The sequence below is a fragment of the Herbaspirillum seropedicae genome (assembly GCF_001040945.1).
Classification (GTDB): domain Bacteria; phylum Pseudomonadota; class Gammaproteobacteria; order Burkholderiales; family Burkholderiaceae_D; genus Herbaspirillum; species Herbaspirillum seropedicae.
Genome location: NZ_CP011930.1, coordinates 4,061,463 through 4,086,811 on the forward strand (window position 1 = coordinate 4,061,463; position 25,349 = coordinate 4,086,811).

Here is a 25,349-nt window from a genome sequence, read left to right on the forward strand (position 1 = left end):
CTGCGTTTTTTTTCTAACTGATTTCGTTCGCGACGCGGCTTTGTTGTTGTTTAATTCCGACCGTCTCGCCTCGGCAGAGCTCATCCGCAGAAACACGAGTATTCACAGAGTCCGTGGACAGGACGCGAGTTCCCAGATGCGCCGATTAAATTTCCCGACGGCACAAAACACACCAAACCTCATACCGATCACGGTGCTTAACGCAAGGGGGGAATGGCCGCAGTGGACTCGATGCGCAGATCGGTTTCGAATTTTTGCAGCACCGCGCGCAGCTCGCCGCGTTTTTGCATCGTTTCCAGTTGGGCGTTGATGCGCGCCAGGTGCTTGATGCAGGGACTGGCCTTGCTCAGGGCCAGATAGTTGTCAGTTTCACTGACGAAGGGACGCAAGGGCATGAAGCGGTCTTGCTGCTGCGTCTGGTTCAGATAGATCATGCCGCTGTAATAGCCGGTGAGGAGATAGTCGATCCGTCCCGAATCGAGCTTGGTGAAATTCATGTAAGTCTTTTGCGCGGTCTCGATGATCAGGTTGTCGCGCATGAACTCATCGAAGCCGCCGCCGAACTGGTTGCCCAGCGTGATGGCGCCACGCTTGCCGACCAGATCTTTCCAGCCGCCATAGGCGAAGCGGCGGTCACGGGCGACGAAGACCGCAATGGGATTGACGAACAGCGGTACCGAGGTAAAGGCCAGGTATTGCTGGCGTTCGGGCGTTATCTTGAGCGAGGCGATCATGGCGACTTCGCCACTCTCTGCGGCCTTGAGCACGCGGTGGAAGGGACCGACGTAGCGCACCTCGAAAGGAATGTTCAAGGCCTCCAGCGCGCGGGTGGCGATCTCGATACTGGCGCCGGTGAGGTGCTTGCCGTCATACCAGTGCAAGGGGGCGTAATCGGAATCGGCCGACACCACCAGCCTGGTGCATTCGGCCGCGCCGGCGGCAGGTGCGATCATGACGGCCAGCGACAGTGCGTAAGCGGACAGCAGTTTGAACATGGTCCCTCCCCCCGTATCGGTTTGCTTGTAATCGCGCTGTGATCGCAATTCTGCAATATCGTTCTGCTGCCAAGCATAACCCTGTTTGGCGCGACAGGCCAAACCGGATATCGACCTTCGTGCTTGCTGCGATCAATCTCTCCACGAGGCCAGACCCACCCGTTCGGCCTGCTTGCCCTAGAATGGCGCTTTTTGCCTGCGCGGGAACCCATCCGCCCGGACCACCGTACACACTGGATCTGCGTAATGTCTGCAATGCATCATCACGAAATCGGCCGCGGCGTCGGCCTGTCGGTACTGGCCTCGGCGCTGTTCGCGCTGCTCTCCGGCTATACCCGCCTGCTGGCGCCGCTGGACGGCAATGACATCTTCGGCTGGCGCATCCTGGCCACTGCCGTGGCGGTGCTGGCGCTGATCGCCTGGCGCGGCCAGTTGTCGCGCCTGCGGGCGGCCTGCGCCGAGCTGCTGGGCAGCCCGGGGCGTTGCCTGCTGCTCCTGCTGATGGCGGCTCTGCTGGGTTTCCAGCAATGGCTGTTCCTGTGGGGCTCGGTCAATGGCCAGGCGCTGGAGGTGTCGCTGGGCTATTTCCTGTTGCCGCTGTCGATGGTGCTGGTGGGCCGCCTGCTCTATGGCGAACGGCTCAACCTGCTGCAGCGGCTGGCGGTGCTGCTGGCCTGCATCGGCGTGGCGCATGAGATCTGGATGACGCGCAGCTTTTCCTGGCCCACCCTGGCCGTGGCGCTGGGCTATCCCCCCTATTTCATCCTGCGCCGACGCCTGCAGCTGGACTCGCTGATGATCTTCGCGGTCGAATTGCTGATCCTGGCGTTGCCCGCCCTGATCGCCGTGGCGCTCGGGGACACGCTGGCCACTACCCTGCGCACCCCGGCCATGCTGTTGCTGCTGCCTGGCCTGGGGCTGCTGAGCATGGTGGCGCTGGCCTGCTATCTGCGGGCCGGCAAGCTCTTGCCGATGGGGCTCTTCGGCGTGCTGGGCTATGTCGAGCCGATCTTGCTGGTGCTGGTCGCCATCGCCGTGCTGGGGGAGTCGCTACCCCTGGCGCAATTGGGCACCTATGTGCCGATCTGGCTGGCGGTGCTGCTTACTGCTATGCACAGTGCCAAGTTGATGCGACAAACGCCGCGCTAGCCGCCAAACAAGGCGGCTTTTCGCGATCTCTTCGCGGCGCTGACGCCCTCGCCTTCTTCCTATACTGGCTTCAAGGCGGCTCCCTGGAGAGGGAGACCGGTCACCTGGAGGGGGAGAAAACCATATGCATCCGCTACTGGCAAAAGCGGGCTCGCACGCGCGTCATTCGGTCGCGCGGCGGGCCCGGCTGTTTGTCGTCCTGATCTGTGCCGCCATCGCCGGTGGCCACCTGTGGCAAAGCATGACGGCGCGGGGAGTGCAACTGGAAAACAACCGCAGCTATTCCGGCAACGTCGCCAAGGCGCTGGCGCGCCATGCCTACGATGTGTTGCAGGCCACCGACGGACTGCTGCTGGACATGAGCGACCGCATCGACAGCGTCGGCATTGCCCACGCCCGCCTGGTGGACCTGATGCCGATGCTGCGCCGGCTCTCCTCCGAGATGCCCCAGCTTGATGGGCTGTATGTCTTTGATGAACACGGCAAGCGCTTGCTGACCTCTTCCGCACCGCCCCTGGCGCCCGCCAACAACAGCGACCGCGACTATTTCATCTGGCATCGCGACCATGATGACGTCGGCCCGCACGTCGGAAAAGCCTTGCTCAGCCGCAGCACGGGGCGCTGGATCATCCCCATGTCGCGCCGGCTCAATCATCCGGATGGCAGCTTCGCGGGCGTGCTGCTGGCCACGCTGGATATCAACCACTTCAACCAGTTGTACCGCACCGTGGAGATCGGCAAGGGCGGCTCCATCGCACTGCTGCTGCGCGATGGCACGCTGCTGACCCGGATGCCCTTCGATCCCGGCTACATCAATCGCGACTTCAGCCAGGGACGGCTGTTCCTGGAAGGCTTGCCGCACAGTCCGTTCGGCTACCTGGAGGTGGTGTCGCCACTGGATGCGCGGCAGCGCTTCCTGTCCTACCAGGCCGTGGACAAGTATCCGCTGGTGCTGGTGGTCACGCTGGCGCGCGAAGAGGCGCTGGCTGACTGGAAACAGCAGACCTTCGTCTATGGCGCGGCCGTGCTGCTGTTGCTGGCCATCATCGGGGTCTTTGGCTGGCGTCTGGTCGGCCAGATCGAATTGCGCCTGCGCGCCGAAGACCGGGCCTTGCAGGCCATGGGTGAATTGCAGATGGCCAACCATCGGCTGGAAATGCTGGCGCATCAGGATGGACTGACGGGGCTGGCCAACCGGCGTCACCTGGATACCATGCTGGAGACCGAGTTCAAGCGGGCCGAACGCAGTGGCGCGGCGCTCGCGCTGATCATGATCGATGTCGATTTCTTCAAGCAGTACAACGATCTCTATGGCCACCAGGCCGGCGATGAATGCCTGCGCCGCGTAGCGGGCGTGCTCAAGGAGCGGCAGCGACGGCCCGGCGACCTGGCGGCGCGCTATGGCGGCGAGGAAATGGCGATGCTGCTGCCGGGCACGGACGCCGAGGGCGCCTGCGCGGTGGCCGAGAAACTGCGGGCAGGCATCCAGGCGCTGGAACTGCCCCATCGCGGCAATCCGGTCGGGGTGGTGACGGTGAGCGTGGGCGTGTGTGCGCTGGAACTGCTGCCCAGCGCTGCGCGCTCGGTGCAGGCGTTGCTGGGCGCTGCCGATGCCGCCCTCTACGAAGCCAAGCACGAGGGACGCAACCAGGTCCGCCTGGCCGCGCCAATGAAAACGGCGCCCTCGGGCGCCGTGTCCTAGGGCGGCTGATTGCAGCTTATTGCTGGTGGTAGGAAGTCACCAGGTCCACTTCATTCTTGGAACCCAGGAACACCGCCACGCGCTGGTGCAGCTTTTCCGGCTGGATGTCGAGGATGCGCCGGGTGCCATCGGTGGCCGCGCCGCCGGCCTGCTCGACGATGAAGGCCATGGGGTTGGCTTCATACATCAGGCGCAGCTTGCCGGGCTTGTTGGGTTCGCGGGCGTCGGCCGGGTACATGAAGATGCCGCCACGATTGAGGATGCGATGCACGTCGGCCACCATGGAGGCGATCCAGCGCATGTTGAAATCCTTGCCGCGCACACCGGTGGAACCGGCCAGCATTTCATCCACATAGCGCTTGACCGGCGGGAACCAGTGACGCTGGTTGGAGGCGTTGATGGCGAATTCCTTGGTGTCTTCGGGAATCTTGATGTCCTTCTGGGTCAGCACCCAGGCGCCCATTTCGCGGTCCAGGGTGAAGCAGTGCACGCCGTCGCCAGTGGTCAGCACCAGCACGGTCTGCGGGCCATACACGGCGTAGCCGGCGGCGACCTGCCTGGTGCCGGGCTGCATGAAGTCCTGCTCGGTCGGCTCGGTCATGCCCTCGGGCGCCTTGAGCACCGAGAAGATGGTGCCGATGGAGACGTTGACGTCGATGTTGGAAGAGCCATCCAGCGGATCGAACATCAACAGGTATTCGCCCTTGGGATAACGGTTGGGAATACGGTGGATGGTTTCCATTTCCTCGGAAGCCATGGCCGCCAGGTGCCCGCCCCATTCGTTGGCTTCCAGCAGGATCTCGTTGGAGATCACATCGAGCTTCTTCTGCACTTCGCCCTGCACGTTCTCGCTGCCGGCGCTGCCCAGCACCTCGCCCAGCGCGCCCTTGCCGACGGCGTGCGAGATCGACTTGCAGGCGCGGCCCACGACTTCGATCAAGAGGCGCAGTTCGGACGGGATCTTGTTGTGCAAGCGCTGCTGCTCGATCAGGTGTTGCGTAAGACTGATGCGTTTCATGATGGTCTTCCTTGCCTATCGGATGGTAAAAATATAAACAATATAAAAAATATCGATGATCAGTTGGCCAGCGCCTTGGTGACCACTTCGGCCACATCGCGCGAGAGCTTGGGCGCGGCCGCCACCTGTTGCAGCGCCAGGCGCATCTTTTCCTGCAGGGCCGGGCTGTACTTGCGCCAGCGGTCCAGGCTGCGCGCCAGGCGCGCCGCCACCTGCGGGTTGCTGGCGTTGAGGGCGATGACCTGCTCGGCCCAGAAGCTGTAGCCGTTGCCGTCGGGCGCGTGGAAGGCCGAGGGATTGCCGTTGCAGAAGCTGAAGATCAGGCTGCGCGCGCGGTTCGGGTTCTTCAGCGTGAATGCGGGATGCTCGGCCAGGGTGCGTACGGTGTTCACATCCGCGTTGCGGGCGGTGGCCTGCAGGGTGAACCACTTGTCGATGACCAGGGCTTCCTGCTCGAATTCGGCGTAGAAGCGTTGCAGCGCCTCGCTCTTGCCGGGCGCGGCGCTGTTCAAGATGGCCGAGAGTGCGGCCAGGCGGTCGGTCATGTTGTTGGCCTGCTGGTCCTGCTGCTGCGCCAGGGTCATGGCTTGTTCATCATCCAGCTCGGCCAGGTAGGACAGCGCCACGTTCTTGAGCGCGCGGCGGCCAGCCGAGGCGGCGTCCGGACTGTAGTCGCCGGGGGTCTGGTTGGCGTGGTAGGCGGCCAGCAGGTCCTCGCGCAGTTCACGCGCCAGCGAGCGACGCAGGAACTGGCGCGCTACGTGGATGGCGTGCGGATCGATGATCTCCATCTGTTCGGCGATCATGGTTTCCGAAGGCAGCGTGAGCACCAGTTCGCGGAAGGCCGGGTCCAGCGCTTCGTCGCGCAGCGTGGCGCGCAGGGCGTTGGCCAGGGCGCCGTCGTGCTCCAGGTTGTTGAGCACGGTATCGACCGAGACCACATGCCCGGACTGGCGCGCGGCCTGCACGGCCACGGTGAGGTTTAACAGGCGACGGGTGGCTAGGCGCTGGCCGGCTTCCCAGCGATTGAAGGCGTCGCTGTCATGGGCCATCAGGAAGGCCAGCTCGGCATCGCTGTAGTCGTATTGCAGCAGTACCGGTGCGGAGAAGCCGCGCAAGAGCGAAGGCACCGGTTTTTGCTCGACGTTGACGAAGCGGAAGCTCTGCTTGGCCTTGGTCAGCTCCAGCACGCGGGTGGTGGGACCGGCCTTCTTCTCGCCCTCGAGCGTCAGCGCCAGGTCACGGCCCTGGGCATCCAGCAGGCCCACGGCCACCGGGATGTGGAAGGGCTGTTTCTTCTTCTGGCCGGGCGTGGGCGGGCAGCTTTGCTCCAGCGTCAGGGTCAGGGTCTTGCGCTTGGCGTCGTAGTCCACGCTGGCTTGTACCTGGGGCGTGCCAGCCTGGCTGTACCAGCGCTCGAACTGCGACAGGTCGCGGCCGTTGGCGTCAGCCATGGCGGCGCGGAAATCGTCGCAGGTCACGGCTTGGCCGTCGTGGCGCTCGAAGTACAGGTCCATGCCCTTGCGGAAACCGTCGCGGCCCAGCAGGGTCTGGTACATGCGCACAACTTCAGCGCCCTTTTCATAGACGGTGACGGTGTAGAAATTATTGATCTCGACATAGGAGTCGGGACGCACCGGGTGCGCCATCGGGCCGGCGTCTTCCGGGAACTGCGCCTGGCGCAGCACGCGCACGTCGTCGATGCGCTTGACGGCGCGGCCACTGTCGCTGCCGATCATGTCGGCCGAGAATTCCTGGTCGCGGAAGACGGTCAGGCCTTCCTTCAACGAGAGCTGGAACCAGTCACGGCAGGTGACGCGGTTGCCGGTCCAGTTGTGGAAGTATTCGTGGCCGACCACGGCTTCGATGTTGGCAAAGTCGACATCGGTGGCAATGCGCGGATTGGCCAGCACGTACTTGGTGTTGAAGATGTTGAGGCCCTTGTTTTCCATGGCGCCCATGTTGAAGTCCCCCACGGCGACGATCATGAAGCGGTCCAGGTCCAGGTCCAGGCCGAAGCGTTGCACGTCCCAGGTGATGCTGTTCTTGAGCGAATCCATGGCGTGCTGGGTCTTGTCGAGGTTGCCCTCTTCCACCCAGACCTGCAGCAGCGCATCGCGGCCCGAATGCAGGCGTACGGTTTCTTCCTGGCAGACCAGGTTGCCGGCCACCAGGGCGAAGAGGTAGGAGGGCTTCTTGAACGGATCTTCCCACTTGGCGTAGTGGCGGCCGTCGGGCAGATCCCCCTCTTCGATCAGGTTGCCGTTGGACAGCAGCACCGGATAACGGGCCTTGTCGGCGCGCAGCATGACGGTGAACTTGGCCATCACGTCCGGACGGTCGGGGAAATAGGTGATCTTGCGGAAGCCCTCGGCCTCGCATTGGGTGAAGAAATTGCCGTTGGACACATACAGGCCCATCAGGGACGTATTGCGATCCGGATGCACCAGGGTCTCGATCTCCAGCACCACCTTGGCCGGCGCGGCGGGGATGGTCAGCACGCCGCCAGCGATGCGGAAGTCCCCCTTGGCCTGGGTGAGCAGCTTGCCGTTCAGGCGCAGGGCCACCAGTTCCAGCTCTTCGCCGAAGAGCACCAGATCGCGGCTTTTGGCTGCCGGATTGCGGGTCATGGTGATGCGGGTGGCCACACGGGTGTCAGAGGGATCGAGGTCGAAACCCATTTCGACGGTGTCGGCCAGGTAATGGGGGGCGGCGTAGTCTTTACGGTAGATCGTCTGGGGCGTATCGGTGCGCATGGAGGCCTGTCCGGAAGGGAAATAGAAACGGAAATGGAGATGAAAAGTGAACGCGACGGCAGTCGCAAGCTAATTCAGGTGCAGCAAAAACCTGATTTTACCAATCATCCCGCCGACAGCGGATGGATTTGCCCCTGCCTCTGTCACAGACCAGACTGCGCGGCCATGGTTCGCACCAGACCACGCAGGACGCTGCCGCACTACAATGGAGGCCATGGTGCGCACCAGACCGGGGCAGGCAGGATAGAAATGCCCACAGCACGGTCCTAGCACTGCGGCCTGGCGCCGCCTTTTCCGACTGGAGTTCCTTCATGAAACGCTGGATTTACCCTTTGCTCGCGCTGGCCACCCTGCTGCTCTCGGGCTGCGCCACGGTGATCGACAACAATGTCACCTCCTTCCACGCCTGGACGCCGTCCTACAACGACAAGCCCTACGCCTTCGCGCCCACCAAGGAACAGGAAAACAACCTGGAATACCAGAACTACGCCAGCCTGATCCGCCAGGAACTGCAGTTCCTGGGCTTCACCGAGGCCAAGGAGGCGCGCCAGGCGCAGCTGCAGGTCAGTTTCAGCTATGGCATGAATACGGAACAGGTGGTGGTCACGCGGCCCGCCTACGATCCCTTCTTCTATGGCCCCGCGCCCGGCTGGGGGCGCTTCGGCCCGCGCCCGTTCGGCTTCTACGGCCCCTATGGCCCGTTCTATGATCCCTTCTGGTATGGCGGACCGATGCAAAGCACCAGCTATCCGGTGTTCCTGCGCCGGTTGCAGATCGGCATTACCGAGGCCGGCGGGGGCAAGAAGCTCTTCGATGTGGTGGTGGACAGTGAAGGCAGCCGCGCCGGACTCGCCGCAGCCATGCCGGCCATGGTGCGCGCCGCCTTCGACGACTTCCCCGGCCCCAGCGGGGTGACGCGCCAGGTCCGCATCAAGGTGGACAAGGACGGCCAGCCGATGGACTGAGGCTGGCCACCGCTAGTTGATGAAGCGCCCGCCGCTGCCGATGGCGGTGAGGTCGACAAAGTCCGAGCCGCTGTGGTCGGTGCGGCTGAAGTGCTGGCTGAAGCCGCCGCCATCGTAGTTGGCCGGGGAAATCGTCTCCAGCGCCCGGATCAAGCCTTCCCGGGTCAGGGCGCGGCCAGCACGGCGCAGGCCTTCGACCAGGGTGCGGGCGGCGATATAGCCTTCCAGGCTGAGGAAATTGTCCACCGCGCCCGGATGCTGGGCCACCGCCTTGCGGTATTCATAGACCAGCGGCAGGCGCGCCTTGTTGGGGAAAGGCACGACCTGGGCGATCTCCGCCCCTATCCCGCACTCCTTGAGTCGAGCCGACAGCGATAGGCTGCCTACGAAGGAATAGTGCGAAAAACCGCCCAGGTAGCCCGCCTGGCGCATGCGCGCAATGAGCGCTGCCGCCGGCCGATAGGAGACCACCTGGATCACCACGTCCGGCTTGACCTTCAGCAAGGCCTGGGCCGCGCCCTCCACGGCATCGCTGTTGCGCTCCACGGCGGCGGTGCCGACCAGGGTCAGCCCATAGACCAGGGCGCGCAGGCGCAACTGCTCCAGCATGCTCTTGCCCAGCTCATCGTTCTGGTAGAACACCGCCACCTTGCGGCGCCCGGTGCCTTGCAGCTGGCGCAGCAGGAAGTCGGTCTCCTGGGCATAGCTGGCGCGCACATGGAAGATCAGGCGATTGAAGGGCTCGCGCAAGGCCAGCGCCCCGGAGACCGGAGCAAACAGCGGCACGTTGGCCTCGCGGATGGCGGGCAGCGCCGCCAGCGTGGTGGCCGTGCCGGAATAGCCGAACAAGGCAAAGACCTTGTCGCGCCAGATCAGTTGCTGGGTATTGGCGGCAGTGCGCTCGGGCTCATAGCCATCGTCCAGGCTCAACAGCCGCACGCGTCGGCCATGCACGCCGCCCTTGGCGTTGACCATGGCGAAATAGCTCTGCGCACCGACCAGGAAATCCCGGCCCAGATCGCTGGCCGGTCCCGAGAAAGGCGCCGACTGCCCCAGCACCACTTCGGTCGCGCTGACTCCGTCTTCGGCGGCGGCCCCCACCGCCAGCAGCGACATTGCAAGCCCCAGGCAACCGCGCAGGCGGTGGCACCAGTTCCATCCCATCTCCCTCTCCTGGCAAAAATGTTCTCTCTGGGCGTGGTGCAGTGAAAGAACAGTTCACTGCCCACGCCAAGGAGGCATTTGACGGCCTGGATCGGTAAAAATGCGCTAATGACGCATAGTCTTCATGAATTCCCGATATCTTGCGAGATCGATGCCGAACTAATTCGATAAAAGACTAGGAAAAATACGCTTCGCTGGCAAAGGTGATGACGACGATCAGCAACACCGCGCTGATGAGCACCAGCAGCAGGCGACCGAACTTGGGCGAGCCATCGGCCCCGGCGGGCTGCTCCGGGGGATGGTCCATGGGATTGGCGCGCTCCGGTGGGCGGGATGGCTGGTCCATGGGCGGGCTCAGGGAATGAGGATGGTGGAACCGGTGGTCTTGCGGCCTTCCAGATCGGCATGGGCCTGGGCCACATCCTTCAAGGCATAGCGCTGGTTGATCTCGATGCTGATCTTGTTGCCGAGGACCATGTCGAACAGGTCGCCAGCGGTCGCATCCAGTTCGGCGCGGGTGGAAGTGTAGTTGCCCAGCGAGGGACGGGTCAGGAACAGCGAGCCGCGCGAGGCCAGCTCGGACACGCCGAACGGCGCCACCGGACCGGAGGCATTGCCGAAGCTGACCATCATGCCGCGCGGACGCAGGCAGTCCAGCGAGCCCAGGAAGGTATCCTTGCCGATGGAGTCATAGACCACCTGCACGCCGCGGCCGCCGGTGAGCTCCTTGACGCGCTCGACGAAGTTCTCGGTCTTGTAGTTGATCACATGGGCCGCGCCGTGCTGCAGGGCCAGGGCGGCCTTTTCATCGCTGCTGACGGTGCCGATCAGGTTCACCCCCAGCGCACGCGCCCACTGGCAGGCGATCAGGCCGATACCGCCGGCGGCAGCGTGGAACAGGATGGTGTCGCCCGGCTGCACCGCGTAGGTCTGGCGCAGCAGGTATTGCACGGTCATGCCCTGCAGCATCATGGCGGCGGCGGTATCGAAGCTGATCGCGTCGGGCAGCTTGACCAGGATGTCAGCGGGCATGACGCGCTCTTCGGCATAGGCGCCATTGGGACGGCCGGCATAGGCGACGCGGTCGCCCACCTTGAAGCCGCTCACCCCCGCGCCGACTGCCTCGATGGTGCCGGCAGCCTCCTGGCCCAGGCCGGCGGGCAGGGGTTGCGGATAGAGGCCCGCGCGGAAATAGCAATCGATGAAGTTCAGGCCGACGGCGGCGTGGCGGATGCGCACTTCACCCGCGCCCGGCTCCCCCACCTCGACGTCCACATATTCCATTACCTCGGGGCCGCCGGTCTTGCTCATGCGGATTGCTTTTGCCATCTGGGTCTCCTTGTTCGCAGTCAGTTTCAAGCCTGGAAATTCACTTCGGGTGAGGCAGTATAGAACGCCTCAGCGCTTCTTGCGCGACAGCAGCCACATGCCCGCCAGCACCAGCGCCGTACCCACCAGCTGCAGGGCGGTGATGGGCTCGTCCAGCAGCACCGCGCCCATGAAGAGCGTCGAGACCGGTCCCACCAGCCCGGCCTGGGCCGCCGTGGGCGCGCCGATGCGGGCCACCGCCACCATGGTCAGGAACACCGGCAGCACGGTGCAGAACACGGCATTGAAGAGTGACAGCTGGTACACCGGCGCCACCTGGGTGAGCAGATCGGCGGGGGCGCGCAGCACGAAGAACTGGATCACGCAGGCCACGCTGGAGACGCACATGGCATAGGCCACCAGCCGCACCGCGCCCACGCGCCGCACCAGCTCGCCCGAGGAAATCAGGTAGATCGAGTAACTGAAGGCCGAGCCCAGCACCAGGGCGCTGCCGAGGATGACATCGCTGCCGCCGACGTGCAGGTCATGCTGCAACACCAGCACGGTGCCGAAGTAGGACACCAGCAAGGCCGCCCATTCGATCCAGCCGAACTTGCGCTTGAAGAAGAAAAAGGCGATCAGCATCACGAAGGAAGGCGTGAGGAACAGGATCAGCCGCTCCAGCCCGGCAGAGATGTATTGCAAGCCGAGGAAATCAAGGAAGCTCGACAGGTAATAGCCCATCAGCCCCAGCACCACGATGCGCCAGCCATCGCCCCGTCCCAGCGGCGGCTGGGTGCGCGCCTTCCACAGCGCCACGGCGGCGAACATGGGGAAGGAAAACACCATGCGCAGCGTGATGACCATGACGGCATCGACGTGATAGCGATACATCAGCTTGGCCACGATGGCCTTGGCGGAAAAGAAGACGGCGCCGACGATGGCGAGCAGGAGCCCGCCCAGGAAGGCCTGGCGCGGAGTGGGATGGGGAGTGGCGGCAATCATGGCCGCGATTGTAAACCTTGTCACGGCGCTGCGCCCGGGCCACCGGGGCGCAGCGCATCAGCGCTTCTTCATCAACGCTTCTTCATCAGCGAGCCCAGCACGCCGCGGATGAGCTCACGCCCCACCTGCGAACCGATGCTGCGCGCCGCCGACTTGACCATGGCCTGCAAGGGCGAATCGCTGCGGCGGTTGCCGCCGTTGCCGAAGATGCCGCCGGCAGCATCCTTGAGCAGATCGCCCAGTCCGCCACCCTCGCCCTGCTGCGGGATGGGCTGAGGCTGCGGCTGCGATTGCTGCGGCGGGATGCGCGTGCCGCCGCTGGGACGCGAGGGACTGGCGGGTCCCGGGGCGCTGCGGCCGGCCGAGGCGCCCCAGGCATTGTCATCCACCGGTGATGGCGCAGGCGCGGATTGCGGCACAGACTGAGGAGCGGCTGGCGGCTGCTGGACGGCACGCCCTTTCAGGCGTTCATAGGCCGATTCGCGGTCGATGGCCTGTTCATAGACGCCCGCCACCAGTGAGGAGGCGATCAGCGCGCGCCGTTCGGCCTGGCTGAGCGGGCCGATCTGCGAGGCCGGCGTGAGCACGTAGCCGCGCTCGACCATGTTGGGCCGGCCCTTCTCATCGAGGAAGGACACCAGCGCCTCGCCCACGCCCAGTTCCGTGATGGCCTGGGCGGTATTGAGCATGGGATTGGGGCGGAAGGTCTCGGCGGCCGCCGTCACGGCCTTCTGGTCGCGCGGGGTGTAGGCGCGCAGGGCGTGCTGCACGCGGTTGCCGAGCTGGCCCAGCACGGTGTCGGGAATATCCAGCGGATTCTGGGTGACGAAATAGATGCCCACGCCCTTGGAGCGGATCAGGCGCACCACCTGCTCGATCTTCTGCAGCAGTGGCTTGGGGGCTTCGTCGAAGAGCAGGTGGGCTTCGTCGAAGAAGAAGGCCATCTTGGGCTTGTCCAGGTCGCCCACCTCGGGCAGGTGTTCGAACAGCTCCGAGAGCATCCACAGCAGGAAGGTGGAATACAGGCGCGGCGCGTTCATCAGCCTGTCGGCGGCGAGGATGTTGATGACGCCGCGTCCGTGGGCGTCGGTCTGCATCCAGTCCTCGATGTTCAACATGGGTTCGCCGAAGAAACGGTCGCCGCCCTGCTCGTCGATGCCGATCAGGCCGCGCTGGATGGCGCCCACGCTGGCCGCCGAGATGTTGCCGTATTCGGTCTTGAACTGGGCGGCGTTCTCGCCCACGTGCTGCAGCATGGCGCGCAGGTCCTTGGTGTCCAGCAGCAAGAGGCCATGGTCGTCGGCGATCTTGAACACCAGTTGCAGCACGCCCTGCTGGGTGTCGTTGAGGTTGAGCATGCGCGCCAGCATCAGCGGCCCCATGTCGGAGACGGTGGCGCGCACCGGATGGCCCTGCTCGCCATAGACATCCCAGAAGGCCACCGGCGCCGCCGCCCAGGCGGGCTCGGGCAGGCCCAGCTGGGCCAGGCGCGCAGCGGTCTTGGGCGAGGCGCTGCCGGCCTTGCCCAGGCCGGAGAGATCGCCCTTGACGTCGGCCATGAAGACCGGCACGCCGATCTCGGAGAGCGCCTGGGCCAGCACCTGCAGGGTGACCGTCTTGCCGGTGCCGGTGGCGCCGGTGATGCAGCCATGGCGGTTGGCCAGTTGCGGCAGCAGGCACAGTTGCCCGCCGGAATGGGTGGCGATGGGAAGAGGATGAATCATGTCAACTCGGCCTTGAAGGCAAAAAATCACGAAGAGGCGGTATGGTAAAATGCCCGCCCGATTATAGTCAGAACCTGGCGGCAGGAAGTGCATTATCGGTCCTGTCCGAGCCTGGCCCTGATCTGCGCCGATCCGTCGGTTGCGCGCGCCGGCCTGGCCGGAACGCCCCGGATCGCTGCAACAGGACGGTTCTGCCCCACCACCCTCGCAGGAAAGATTCAACATGGCTGGACACAGCAAATGGGCCAATATTCAGCATCGTAAAGGCCGTCAGGATGAAAAGCGCGGTCGCGTCTGGACCCGCCTGATCAAGGAAATCACCGTCGCGGCCCGCATGGGCGGCGGCGACCCGGACACCAACCCGCGCCTGCGCCTGGCCGTGGACCGCGCCTCCGACGCCAACATGCCCAAGGACAACGTGACCCGCGCCATCCAGCGCGGCACCGGCGCCCTGGATGGCGTGAACTATGAAGAAGTGCGCTATGAAGGCTACGGCATCAATGGCGCGGCCATCATCGTCGATTGCATGACCGACAACCGCGTCCGTACCGTCGCCGAAGTGCGCCACGCTTTCTCCAAGTTCGGCGGCAACATGGGGACCGAGGGTTCGGTGGCCTTCCTGTTCAAGCACTGCGGCCAGCTCATGTACGCCCCCGGCACGGATGAGAACGCGGTCATGGAAGCTGCGCTGGAAGCCGGCGCCGAGGATGTGATCACCGATGAGGAAGGCGGCATCGAAGTGCTGACCGCCCCCAACGACTTCTCCGCCGTGAAGGCCGCCATGGAAGCCGCCGGCTTCAAGGCGGAAGTGGCCGAGATCACCATGAAGCCCTCCACCGAAACCGTGTTTGCGGGCGAGGATGGCGTCAGGATGCAGAAATTGCTCGACGCGCTGGAGAACCTGGATGACACCCAGGAGCTCTATACCAATGCCGTGATCGAAGAATAATTCACATCGTTCTCACATTTCGCCACCCTTATTTCCTCTAATCCCATGAAAATCCTAGTTGTCGGCTCTGGTGGCCGTGAACATGCCCTGGCCTGGGCCATTGCCAAGTCGCCGCGCATCCAGACGGTCTATGTCGCTCCCGGCAATGGCGGCACCGCGCTCGACGAGCGCCTGCAGAACATCGCCATCACCGATCCCGCAGCCCTGGCCGACTTCGTCGAGCAGGAGCATGTGGCGCTGACCGTGGTCGGTCCGGAAGGCCCGCTGGCCGCCGGCATCGTCAACGTCTTCCGCGCCCGGGGCCTGAAGATCTTCGGCCCCACCAAGGAAGCGGCGCAGCTGGAAAGCTCCAAGGACTTCGCCAAGGCCTTCATGCAGCGCCATGCGATCCCCACGGCCGAATACCAGACCTTCTCGGACGTGGCCGCCGCCCATGACTACATCGCCAGCAAGGGCGCGCCCATCGTCATCAAGGCCGACGGCCTGGCCGCTGGCAAGGGCGTGGTGGTCGCCATGACGCTGGAAGAAGCGCATTCGGCGGTCGACATGATGCTCTCCGACAACAAGCTGGGCGACGCCGGCGCGCGCGTGGTGATCGAGGAATTCCTGGCCGGCGAAGAAGCGTCCTTCATCGTCATGGTGGACGGCAAGAACATCCTGCCGCTGGCCACCAGCCAGGACCACAAGCGTCTGCAAGACAATGACCAGGGCCCCAACACCGGCGGCATGGGCGCCTACTCGCCCGCGCCCATCGTGACCCCGGCGCTGCATGCGCGGGTGATGCGCGAGATCATCATCCCGACCGTGCAGGGCATGGCCAAGGATGGCATCCCCTTCTCCGGCTTCCTGTATGCCGGTCTGATGATCGATGCCGAGGGCAATCCCAAGACGCTGGAATTCAACTGCCGCATGGGCGATCCGGAAACCCAGCCCATCATGGCGCGCCTGAAGACCGATCTGCTGACCGTGTTCGAACATGCCGTCACCGGCACGCTGGACAAGATCGAGCTGGAATGGGACCGCCGCACCGCGCTGGGCGTGGTCATGGCCGCGCATGGCTATCCGGAAGAACCGCGCAAGGGCGACCTGATCACCGATATCCCGGCGGAAACCGCCGATTGCGTGACCTTCCATGCCGGCACCACCCTCAATGGCGAGAAGCTGACCACCTCCGGCGGCCGCGTGCTGTGCGTGGTGGGCCTGGGCGACAGCGTGAAGGTCGCGCAGAAGCATGCCTATGACGCCGCCGACCTGATCCACTTCGCCGGTTCGCAGATGCGCCGCGACATCGGCTGGCGCGCACTGAAGCGCTAAGCCAGGCGAGACGCCACCGACGTCCCCCGCAACGCCCCGCGTGTTGCGGGGGACTTTGTTTTGGAACCGGGCCGTCCTGCAACAAAACGCCGTGGCGGCGGACTAAGCAGCACCGCCCCGCCACGACTGGCAACGACCCGCAACAACAGAAGAAAAGGAAATCCGATGTCTGACCATCTGCTCAACTTCGACACCCTCATCAATCTCTACCTGGTCCCCTTCGGCCTGAAGGTGATCGCCGCCATCGTCATCTGGATCGTCGGCGGCATGTTCATCAATACCCTCTCGCGGATCGTGCGCCGCGTGCTGACTGCGCGCCAGTTCGAGACCACCCTGATCAACTACGCCAGCTCGGCCATCCACGTGATCCTGCGCGTGCTGCTGGTGATGGGCATCCTGGAAGTGTGCGGCATCCCCACCACCTCCTTTGCCGCCATGATCGGCGCGGTCGGCGTGGCGCTGGGCGTGGCCTGGTCGGGCCTGCTGTCGAACTTCGCCGCCGGTATCTTCCTGGTGGTGCTGCGCCCCTTCAAGGTGGGCGACTACATCACCGCCGCCGGCCAGACTGGCACCGTCTCCGATATCGGCCTGGTGACCACCATCATCACCACCGACAACAACCTGCGCGTGATCATCGGCAACAACAAGCTGTTCTCGGAAAACATCATCAACTACAACGTCAACGCCACCCGCCGCACCGACCTGCGTTGCCAGATTGCCTACAGCGTCGATCCACAGCAGGCCATCGCCAAGCTCAGCGAGCGCATCAAGGCCATCCCCAATGTGTTGCAGACGCCGGCGCCGGGCATCGTGATCCAGGAATTCAATGCCACCGGCACCCTGATCGCCCTGCGCGTCCACGCTCCCACGCCCAATTTCGGCCAGGTCTACAACGACGTGCAGAACGCCATCGCCGAGGTCTGCCTCAAGGAAGGCTGGCCGGCCCCCGCCACCTACCAGGTCGCGGTGCCGCTGGCGCAACCGCCGCAAAGCTGAGGCTAAGGCCCCACAACACCGGTCCGCGGCAGGCCTCGGACCGGCTTTTGCCGCCCCAGCGAGGGGCTGGCAAGGTACAATGCCCGGTTGGAACGCATTTCCGTCCAGTAACCGTGCATCAGAGCGACCGTCCGTGACCACCCATTCCAACGCCTCCACCAACACCGCAGCCGTCAAGGCTTACCTGCAGGACCTGCAACAGCGCATCGTCGCGGCTCTGGAAGCCGCCGATGGCAAATCCTTCCTGTCGGACTCCTGGGAACGCCCCGAAGGCGGCGGCGGCACCTCGCGCCTGCTGGAAGAAGGGAATCTGCTGGAGCGCGGCGGCGTTGGCTTCTCCCATGTGATGGGCAAGAACCTGCCGCCCTCGGCCGCAGCCAACCGCCCGCACCTGGCCGGGCGCGCCTGGGAAGCCATGGGCGTATCGCTGGTGCTGCATCCGCGCAACCCCTACGTGCCGACGGTACACATGAACGTGCGCTTCTTCACCACCCATGCCGAGGGTGAAGAAGCGGTCTGGTGGTTCGGCGGCGGCATGGACCTGACGCCCTACTACGGCGTGGAGGACGACGCCCGCCATTTCCACCGCACCTGCCGCGATGCGCTGCAGCCCTATGGGGATGAGCTCTACCCGCGCTTCAAGACATGGTGCGACGACTATTTCTACCTGAAGCACCGCAAGGAGCCGCGCGGCGTGGGCGGCATCTTCTTCGACGATTTCAACGCCCTGCCCTTCGAGCAGGCCTTTGCCATGCAGCGCAGCGTGGGCGACGCCTTCCTGGCCGCCTACCTGCCCATCGTGGCGGCGCGCCGCGATACGCCGTATGGCGAGCGCGAACGCGACTTCCAGGCCTATCGCCGGGGACGTTACGTGGAATTCAACCTGGTCTTCGACCGGGGCACGCTGTTCGGCCTGCAATCGGGAGGACGCACCGAATCCATCCTGATGTCGATGCCGCCGCTGGTGAAATGGCGCTACGACTGGCATCCCGAGCCCGGCAGCCCCGAGGCCGCGCTGTATTCGGACTTCCTGGTCCACAAGGAATGGCTGTAATGGCGCCGCCTGCGGCGCAGCGCTGCATTGCCGTGCTGGGCGGGAGTTTCGATCCGGTGCACAATGGCCATGTGCGCCTGGCCGAACATTTCGTGCAATTGCTGCAGCCCGATGAGCTGCGCATCATTCCGGCCGGCAATCCCTGGCAGAAGCATGGTCTGCAGGCCAGGCCGGCGGACCGCGTGGAGATGGTGCGGCGCGCCTTCGACCGCCAGCAGGTGCCAGTGGTCATCGATGAGCAGGAAATCCGTCGCGCCAGCGCGACCTATACCATCGACACCCTGCGCGCCCTGCGGGCCGAGCTGGGACCGCAGGTCTCCATCGTCTTCCTGATGGGTGCGGACCAGCTGCAACACCTGGATACCTGGCAACACTGGCAGGAACTGTTTGACCTGGCGCACCTGTGCGCCGCCTCCCGGCCCGGCTTCGAGCTGGCCGACGCCCACGTGCCGCCGGCCGTGAGGGAAGAATTCAAGCGGCGCAACGCTGCGCCGCAAGAGATCCGCAGCACCACGCACGGATACGGCTACCTGGCCCTCGGGCTGGCGGTCGATATCTCATCGACTGAAATCCGTGCCCAGCTGCAACGCGGCACCCGACCCGATTCGCTGATCCCGGGCAGGGTGCTAGACTATATCGAACAACAACATCTGTACCGAAATTAATCCAATGGACATCAAAAAACTGCAAACCCTGGTCGTGGACGCGCTGGAAGACGTCAAGGCGCAAGAAATCCGCATCTATGACACCACCCACCTGACCAGCCTGTTCGACCGCGTGGCAATCGCTTCCGGCACCTCGAACCGCCAGACCAAGGCGCTGGCCGCCTCGGTGCGCGACAAGGTCAAGGCCAAGGGCGGCAACGTCGTCAGCGTCGAAGGCGAAGACACCGGTGAATGGGTGCTGGTGGACCTGGGCGACATGATCGTACACATCATGCAGCCGGCCATCCGTACCTACTACCGCCTGGAAGAAATCTGGGGCGACAAGGAAGTCAAGCTGGGTGCGGCCAAGCGCACCGGCACCTCGGCCGCCGCCAAGCGCGCCGCCGCCGACGAGGCGCCGGCGCCCAAGACCCGCCGCACCCGCGCCCAGGCCGAAGCCGTCGAAGCCAGCCAGGCCCTGGACGACGACGAGGACGCACCGAAGAAGCCGGCGCGCAAGCCCCGCACTACCTCGGCCACCAGCGGCGCCCGCGCCGCCACCGGCACGACCCGTACCACCCGCACCACGGGTACCAAGACCACCGCCGCCAAGACCACCACCACCCGTGGCACGGCCGCCGGCAAGGCTGCCGCCGGCAAGGCTGCCGCCCCCAAGGCCGCCACCACCCGCAAGGCGGCAGCGCCCAAGACCCCGACCGGCAAGACCGTGCGCGTGGCCCCGGCCAAGAGCGAGACTGCCAAGAAGCCGGCCGCCAAGCGTTCCAGCAAGGCTTGATGCAGCTGGTCATCGCCGCCGTCGGCCACAAGATGCCGGCGTGGATAGAAACCGGCTTCCAGGAGTATGCCAAGCGCATGCCACCGGAATGCCGGATCATCCTCAAGGAAATCAAACCTGTCGAACGCTCCGGCAGCCGCACAGCGGAAACCGTGATGGCGCAGGAGCGCGAGAAGATCGAAGCCGCGCTGCCCAAGGGCGCGCGCGTGATCGCGCTGGACGAGCGCGGGCGCGACTGGACCTCGGTGCAGTTGTCGCAGCAGCTGGTCCAGTGGCAGCAGGATGGCCGCGACGTGGCCTTCGTCATCGGCGGCGCCGATGGCCTCGATCCCGGCTTCAAGGCCGGCGCCGATACGCTCATCCGCATCTCCAGCATGACCCTGCCGCACGGCATGGTGCGGGTGATGCTGGCCGAGCAACTGTACCGGGCGTGGTCGATTACGCAGAACCATCCGTATCACCGCGCCTGAAATCGTCCACCGCCGGCGCCCTGTGCAATGCGCCGGCTTTTGACTTGATGGCTCCATGAAACCAGCGGATCAGAAAATCTACCTCGCCTCGAAAAGCCCGCGCCGACGCGAGCTGTTGCGCCAGATCGGCATCGATTTCGAACTGCTGCTCTCGGACAAGGAAGTCGACGAGAGCGTGCTGCCCGGTGAAGCGCCGATGGACTATGTCGCCCGCGTGACCCGCGCCAAGCTCGACAGCGCCCAGCAGACCATGATCCTGCGCCAGTTGCCGCACCGCCCGCTGCTCTCGGCCGATACCACCGTGGTGGTCGATGACCTGATCCTGGGCAAGCCCGCCGATCACGACGAGGCCGTGCGCATGATCTCCCTGCTCTCCGGCCGCACCCACCAGGTCTTGACCAGCGTGGCCGTGGGCGTGACGATGGGCGTGGAAACCCAGGTCTGGCAGATCGTGCAGCAATCCGACGTCAGCTTCGCGCCGCTCACAGAACAGGCCATCGCCGCCTACTGCCATACCGTCGAGCCTTATGACAAGGCCGGCGCCTACGGCATCCAGGGACTGGCGTCGGTGTTCATCAGCAATATCGTAGGCAGCCATTCCGGTATCATGGGGCTGCCGCTATTCGAGACGGCTCAACTACTACAACAAGCGGGCGTTCGAATCCTATGAGCGAAGACATCCTCATCAACATCACCCCGCAGGAGACGCGCGTGGCGCTGATCCTGCAAGGCGCGGTCCAGGAACTGCACATCGAGCGCACGCTCTCGCGCGGCCTGGCCGGCAACATCTACCTGGGCAAGGTGGTGCGGGTGCTGCCGGGCATGCAATCGGCCTTCATCGACATCGGCCTGGAACGCGCTGCCTTCCTGCACGTGGCCGACATCTGGGAAGCCCGTTCGCACGATGGCCAGAACACACCGGCCATCCCCATCGAGAAACTGCTGCACGATGGCCAGAGCATCACCGTGCAGGTGATCAAGGACCCCATCGGCACCAAGGGTGCGCGGCTGTCCACGCAGATCTCCATTGCCGGGCGCATGCTGGTCTACCTGCCGCAGGACAAGCACATCGGCATTTCGCAACGCATCGAGAACGAAGCCGAGCGCGAACTCTTGCGCAGCAAGGTGCAGGCCCTGCTCCCGCCGGAAGAAAAAGGCGGCTTCATCATCCGCACCATGGCCGAGGACGCCTCCGACGCCGACCTGCAGATGGACGTGGAATACCTGCGCAAGACCTGGGCCACCATCGTCAAGCAGGGCAAGACCAACCCCGCGCCCACGCTGCTGCACCAGGACCTGTCGCTGGCGCAGCGGGTGCTGCGCGACTTCGTGGGCGACCACACCGCCACCATCCAGGTCGATTCGCGCGAAAACTTCCACATGCTGCAGGAGTTCGGCGCCATCTACACCCCTTCGGTGCTGACCAAGCTGACGCATTACCGGGGCGAGCGTCCCCTGTTCGACCTGTATGGCGTGGAAGAGGAAATCGAGCGCGCCCTGGGGCGGCGGGTCGATCTGAAGTCGGGTGGCTACCTGATCGTCGACCAGACCGAGGCGATGACCACCATCGACGTGAACACCGGCAGTTTCGTCAACGGCCGCAATTTCGACGACACCATCTTCAAGACCAACCTGGAAGCCGCGCATGCGATCGCGCGCCAGCTGCGGCTGCGCAACCTGGGCGGCATCATCATCCTGGACTTCATCGACATGGAGAGCACGGAGCATCGCCAGGCCGTGCTGGCCGAGCTGGGCAAGGCCTTGCAGCGCGACCGCACCAAGATTTCGGTGTCGGGCTTCTCCACGCTGGGGCTGGTGGAGATGACCCGCAAGCGCACCCGCGAATCGCTGGCCCACATCCTCTGCGAGACCTGCCCCGCCTGCAAGGGCCGCGGCCAGGTCAAGACCCCGCGCACGGTGTGCTACGAGATCCTGCGCGAGGTCATGCGCGAGGCCAAGCAGTTCAACCCGCGCGAGTTCCGCATCCTGGCCTCGCAGGTGGTGGTGGACATGTTCCTGGAAGAGGAATCGCAACATCTGGCCATGCTGGGGGATTTCATCGGCAAGCCGATTTCCTTGCAGGTGCAGAGTGATTATCAGCAGGAGCAGTACGACATCATCCTGATGTGACACGAGCCCTCCCAGCCAGCGCCATAGCAAGCTTTTCACCGACGGGCTTGCGCATTCCTTGATCAATAGCGCATTGCTGGCGCTGATCAAGGAAGAACGCAATTCAAAAAATACACACCAGACGTGCAGTTTGTGTCAGATTTCGCATGCATTACAATGCGCACTTTGCCGCTCAAGCCGGTCACGCGCCATTGCCTTCCATGCCTTTCTACAGCTCTCTCGCCGTTTTCCTCCTCGTGGCACTCTCTCTGGTCGTCCCCAGCGGATTCTCGCTGGGGTCCCTCATGCTGATGCTCGGCGCAGCAGTCCTGCTACGCAAGGGCAAGCCACGCGCGATTCTGTATCGCGAAGACTGGCTCATCATGCTGGCGCTGCTAAGTTATTTCTTCGTCAATGCCGGGCTGAACCTGGTACATCAAGCACCTGGGCGTGAATATGATGCCCCGCTGCGCTTTCTCCTGGCCATCCCGGCGCTGTTGCTGCTAAGGGCCTACCCGCCGCGTCCGGGCGCGTTATGGACAGGCGCGGCCATCGGAGCGGTCGGGGCAGGCTTGCTGAGCCTCTGGCAGTGGCTGGCCGATGGCGCCGCCAGGCCTGGTGGCAGTACCAATCCCATCCAGTACGGCAACATTGCCGCCCTGCTGGCCATCTTGGCAGCATGTGGCCTGGCGCGCGCCATCCGGCTCCAACAACCGTTGCGCTGGAAGCTAATGCATGCGGCGGGCCTGATCCTAGGATTGACAGCGAGTATTCTCAGCGGCAGCCGTGGCAGTTGGCTCGCCTTGCCAGTCTGCGCTACCCTGGCGGCTTGGCTGCTCCTGCGTGCCGGTTATGCTCGCCTGGTGCTGCAGTTGGGCGCCGGTTCGCTGGCGATGCTGGTCTGCCTGGCGTTGCTGCCGCAGTCCCCCTTGTCCGCTCGCCTGCGACTGGCACTGGCGGAGACCAACGACTATGTCCAGCGGGCCGACGCAGACTCATCCGTGGGTACCCGCCTGGAAATGTGGCGTATCGGCATGCAATTGGCGCCCCAACACTTGCTGGTCGGGTGGGGCAAGCAGGGCATGATCGACGCCAAGCACGAGATGGTAAGCCAAGGCCAGGCCTCCCCCTCGGTGGATGAACACACCCACCTGCACAATGAATACCTGGATGCACTGGTCAAGCGCGGGATTCCCGGCTTGGCCGCCCTGCTGGTCCTGTATCTGCTGCCGCTGTGGCTGTTTCACCGACAGCGGCGCCTTGCAGCGGGGTATGAAGCCCGCCTGGCGGCTAGCGCCGGGGTCATGATGGTGCTGTCCTATCTGGCCTTTGGCCTGACGCAGGCGTTCCTGACACACAACAACGGGGTGATGCTGTACGCCTTCCTGTGTTCAATCTTGTGGGCCCTGTGCCAGGAACAGGCCGTCCATCCGGCGAACACGGCATAATCTCTCTTTTTCGTCACCCGCATTACCTGCAAGCAAGGATTCCCGGATGCTGTCCAACAACATGAAACGCCTCGCCGCGCTGCACTGGCCTTACAAGAAGCGCCTGGCGGTCGCGTTCATTGCCATGATCGTCACTGCGGCCACCGAACCGGTGGTGCCCTATATCTTCCAGGTATTGCTGGACAAGGGCTTCGTGGGCAAGCCGGCGTTTTCGCTGTGGCTGGTGCCGGTGGCGGTGATCGGCATCTTCTTCATCCGCGGCATCGCCACCTTTACCAGCTCTTACATGATGACCTGGGTCTCGACCCGCATCCTCAATGAGCTGCGCCGCCAGATGTTCGCCCGCATGCTGGACCTGCCGCTGCACTTCTATGCCACCAATACAGTGGGCAAGGTCATCAATTCCATGATGTTCGAGGTCCAGCAGATCATCGACATGGTCACCAAGGTGTTCACCTCCATCCTGCGCTCGGCACTGACCGTGCTGGGCCTGCTGGCCTGGCTGCTGTACCTGAACTGGGTGCTGACCATCGTCACCCTGGTGCTGCTGCCGCTGGTGACCCTGGTGGTGCGCACCACTGGCAAGCGCTTGAAGAAACTCAACCGCGATTCGCTGGCGGTCAACGCCGAGATGACCCAGGTCATCGAGGAAACCACGCGCGCGCAGCAGGTCATCAAGATCTTCGGCGGCCAGGACTACGAGAAGGAACGCTTCAACCGCCGCGCTGAAAACCTGCGCAGCTACACCATGCGCATGACGGCGGCCTTCTCTTCCACGGTGCCGATCACCCAGCTGATGACGGCTACTGCCGTGGCCGTAGTGATCGTCATGGCCCTGATCCAGTCGGGCAATGGCCAGATCACGGTGGGCGGCTTCGTCTCCTTCATCACCGCCATGCTCATGCTGCTGACGCCCTTGAAGCAGCTGGCCGAAATCAACGGCCCCCTGCAACGCGGCATGGCCGCCGCCGAAGAAGTCTACAAGCTCATCGACAAGACCACCGAGCGCATCACCGGCGAGGCCCTGGCCGGGCGCGCTACCGGCCAGCTCGATTTCGTCGAGGTCGGCTTCGCCTATCCCGGCCATGAACAACTGGCCCTGAAGAACATCAACCTGCATGTTGAAGCTGGCGAGACCATCGCCTTCGTGGGCATGTCCGGCGGCGGCAAATCCACGCTGGTGAGCCTGATCCCCGGCTTCTACTCCTGCAGCAGCGGCGAGATCCGCCTGGATGGCCGCGACATCGAGACCATCTCGCTGCCAAGCCTGCGCCAGCAGATCGCCATGGTCAACCAGAATACCGTGCTCTTCGATGACACCCTGGCGGCCAACATTGCCTACGGCGATGCCAATCCGGACCCGGCACGGGTCGAGGCCGCCGTGGAGGCCGCCCACCTCACCGACGTGGTGGCCGGGCTGCCCGAAGGCCTGCAAACCCGCCTGGGCGACAATGGCTCGCGCCTCTCGGGCGGCCAGCGCCAGCGCGTGGCCATTGCGCGGGCGATCTACAAGGATGCCCCCATCCTGATCCTGGACGAAGCAACCTCGGCGCTGGATACCGAATCCGAACGCGCCGTGCAGGCCGCGCTGGATCGGCTGATGCAGGGCCGCACCACCTTCGTGATTGCACACCGCCTCTCCACCATCGAACGCGCTGACCGCATCGTGGTGCTGGCCCACGGCCAGATCGCCGAGATCGGCACCCACCAGGCGCTGCTGGAACAGGAAGGCGTCTATGCCAACCTGTACCGCCTGCAGTTCTCCCAACAAGCCTCGGTCTGA

Annotated in this window: 22 protein-coding genes; 14 read left to right on the forward strand and 8 right to left on the reverse strand. The window is 64.4% G+C overall.

Annotated elements, in window-relative coordinates; genetic code table 11:
• Window positions 1-197: 197 nt before the first annotated feature.
• Window positions 198-995 (reverse strand): substrate-binding periplasmic protein, encoded by a 798-nt coding sequence (locus ACP92_RS17650; RefSeq protein WP_013235489.1) that lies wholly within the window; start codon window positions 993-995, stop codon window positions 198-200.
• Between the two features lie 255 nt (window positions 996-1,250).
• On the opposite strand from ACP92_RS17650, the gene rarD reads away from it, so the two are divergent.
• Entirely contained in the window at window positions 1,251-2,144 is an 894-nt protein-coding gene (rarD, locus tag ACP92_RS17655; protein ID WP_041311117.1) for an EamA family transporter RarD, read from the forward strand.
• Between the two features lie 124 nt (window positions 2,145-2,268).
• On the forward strand, window positions 2,269-3,846 hold the full coding sequence (locus ACP92_RS17660; RefSeq protein WP_013235491.1) for a sensor domain-containing diguanylate cyclase: 1,578 nt from the start codon (window positions 2,269-2,271) through the stop codon (window positions 3,844-3,846).
• A gap of 16 nt (window positions 3,847-3,862) precedes the next feature.
• On the opposite strand, the gene ACP92_RS17665 is transcribed toward ACP92_RS17660, so the two are convergent.
• On the reverse strand, window positions 3,863-4,864 hold the full coding sequence (locus ACP92_RS17665; RefSeq protein WP_013235492.1) for a class 1 fructose-bisphosphatase: 1,002 nt from the start codon (window positions 4,862-4,864) through the stop codon (window positions 3,863-3,865).
• A gap of 59 nt (window positions 4,865-4,923) precedes the next feature.
• Window positions 4,924-7,620, reverse strand: a complete 2,697-nt coding sequence (gene pepN, locus ACP92_RS17670; protein WP_013235493.1) for an aminopeptidase N — start codon at window positions 7,618-7,620, stop codon at window positions 4,924-4,926.
• A 311-nt stretch (window positions 7,621-7,931) separates the two neighbouring features.
• Here pepN and ACP92_RS17675 point away from each other — a divergent pair, with 311 nt between their 5' ends.
• Window positions 7,932-8,585: a DUF4136 domain-containing protein gene (locus ACP92_RS17675; RefSeq protein WP_048348608.1), complete on the forward strand. Its 654-nt coding sequence runs from the start codon at window positions 7,932-7,934 to the stop codon at window positions 8,583-8,585.
• 12 nt (window positions 8,586-8,597) lie between these two features.
• Here ACP92_RS17675 and ACP92_RS17680 read toward each other — a convergent pair whose 3' ends face one another.
• The 5 genes from ACP92_RS17680 to ACP92_RS17695 all read right to left on the reverse strand — a co-directional run bounded on the left by ACP92_RS17680 (window position 8,598) and on the right by ACP92_RS17695 (window position 13,786).
• A complete protein-coding gene (locus tag ACP92_RS17680) occupies window positions 8,598-9,749 on the reverse strand; it encodes an ABC transporter substrate-binding protein (protein WP_013235495.1) in 1,152 nt (383 codons plus the stop codon).
• 175 nt (window positions 9,750-9,924) lie between these two features.
• Complete coding sequence (locus ACP92_RS24895) at window positions 9,925-10,095, reverse strand: hypothetical protein (protein ID WP_167578393.1); 171 nt, start codon at window positions 10,093-10,095, stop codon at window positions 9,925-9,927.
• An 8-nt stretch (window positions 10,096-10,103) separates the two neighbouring features.
• Window positions 10,104-11,078, reverse strand: coding sequence for a quinone oxidoreductase family protein (locus ACP92_RS17685; protein ID WP_013235496.1), 975 nt, complete (start codon window positions 11,076-11,078; stop codon window positions 10,104-10,106).
• A gap of 69 nt (window positions 11,079-11,147) precedes the next feature.
• Window positions 11,148-12,062: a DMT family transporter gene (locus ACP92_RS17690; RefSeq protein WP_013235497.1), complete on the reverse strand. Its 915-nt coding sequence runs from the start codon at window positions 12,060-12,062 to the stop codon at window positions 11,148-11,150.
• Window positions 12,063-12,133: 71 nt separating this feature from the next.
• Window positions 12,134-13,786: a helicase HerA-like C-terminal domain-containing protein gene (locus ACP92_RS17695; RefSeq protein WP_013235498.1), complete on the reverse strand. Its 1,653-nt coding sequence runs from the start codon at window positions 13,784-13,786 to the stop codon at window positions 12,134-12,136.
• 223 nt (window positions 13,787-14,009) lie between these two features.
• On the opposite strand from ACP92_RS17695, the gene ACP92_RS17700 reads away from it, so the two are divergent.
• The 11 genes from ACP92_RS17700 to msbA all read left to right on the forward strand — a co-directional run bounded on the left by ACP92_RS17700 (window position 14,010) and on the right by msbA (window position 25,349).
• The gene (locus ACP92_RS17700) at window positions 14,010-14,735 is read left to right on the forward strand and encodes a YebC/PmpR family DNA-binding transcriptional regulator (protein ID WP_013235499.1); all 726 of its coding nucleotides are present in this window, start codon (window positions 14,010-14,012) and stop codon (window positions 14,733-14,735) included.
• Window positions 14,736-14,780: 45 nt separating this feature from the next.
• Window positions 14,781-16,049 carry a phosphoribosylamine--glycine ligase gene (gene purD, locus ACP92_RS17705; RefSeq protein WP_013235500.1) on the forward strand — a complete coding sequence of 423 codons (1,269 nt, stop codon included), beginning with the start codon at window positions 14,781-14,783 and terminating at the stop codon, window positions 16,047-16,049.
• A gap of 165 nt (window positions 16,050-16,214) precedes the next feature.
• Window positions 16,215-17,045 (forward strand): mechanosensitive ion channel family protein, encoded by an 831-nt coding sequence (locus tag ACP92_RS17710; RefSeq protein WP_013235501.1) that lies wholly within the window; start codon window positions 16,215-16,217, stop codon window positions 17,043-17,045.
• Between the two features lie 79 nt (window positions 17,046-17,124).
• Complete coding sequence (gene hemF, locus ACP92_RS17715) at window positions 17,125-18,099, forward strand: oxygen-dependent coproporphyrinogen oxidase (RefSeq protein WP_013235502.1); 975 nt, start codon at window positions 17,125-17,127, stop codon at window positions 18,097-18,099.
• Entirely contained in the window at window positions 18,099-18,764 is a 666-nt protein-coding gene (locus ACP92_RS17720; protein ID WP_013235503.1) for a nicotinate-nucleotide adenylyltransferase, read from the forward strand. The genes hemF and ACP92_RS17720 overlap by 1 nt, the downstream gene beginning before the upstream one ends.
• Window positions 18,765-18,768: 4 nt before the next feature.
• The gene (gene rsfS / locus ACP92_RS17725) at window positions 18,769-19,539 is read left to right on the forward strand and encodes a ribosome silencing factor (protein ID WP_048348609.1); all 771 of its coding nucleotides are present in this window, start codon (window positions 18,769-18,771) and stop codon (window positions 19,537-19,539) included.
• A complete protein-coding gene (gene rlmH / locus ACP92_RS17730) occupies window positions 19,539-20,009 on the forward strand; it encodes a 23S rRNA (pseudouridine(1915)-N(3))-methyltransferase RlmH (protein WP_006464668.1) in 471 nt (156 codons plus the stop codon). The genes rsfS and rlmH overlap by 1 nt, the downstream gene beginning before the upstream one ends.
• A gap of 55 nt (window positions 20,010-20,064) precedes the next feature.
• The gene (locus ACP92_RS17735) at window positions 20,065-20,679 is read left to right on the forward strand and encodes a Maf family protein (protein WP_013235505.1); all 615 of its coding nucleotides are present in this window, start codon (window positions 20,065-20,067) and stop codon (window positions 20,677-20,679) included.
• Window positions 20,676-22,139: a ribonuclease G gene (gene rng, locus ACP92_RS17740; protein ID WP_013235506.1), complete on the forward strand. Its 1,464-nt coding sequence runs from the start codon at window positions 20,676-20,678 to the stop codon at window positions 22,137-22,139. Before ACP92_RS17735 ends, rng begins: the two co-directional genes overlap by 4 nt.
• Before the next feature lie 146 nt (window positions 22,140-22,285).
• On the forward strand, window positions 22,286-23,566 hold the full coding sequence (locus ACP92_RS17745) for an O-antigen ligase family protein (protein ID WP_013235507.1): 1,281 nt from the start codon (window positions 22,286-22,288) through the stop codon (window positions 23,564-23,566).
• Window positions 23,567-23,612: 46 nt separating this feature from the next.
• Complete coding sequence (msbA, locus tag ACP92_RS17750; RefSeq protein WP_013235508.1) at window positions 23,613-25,349, forward strand: lipid A export permease/ATP-binding protein MsbA; 1,737 nt, start codon at window positions 23,613-23,615, stop codon at window positions 25,347-25,349.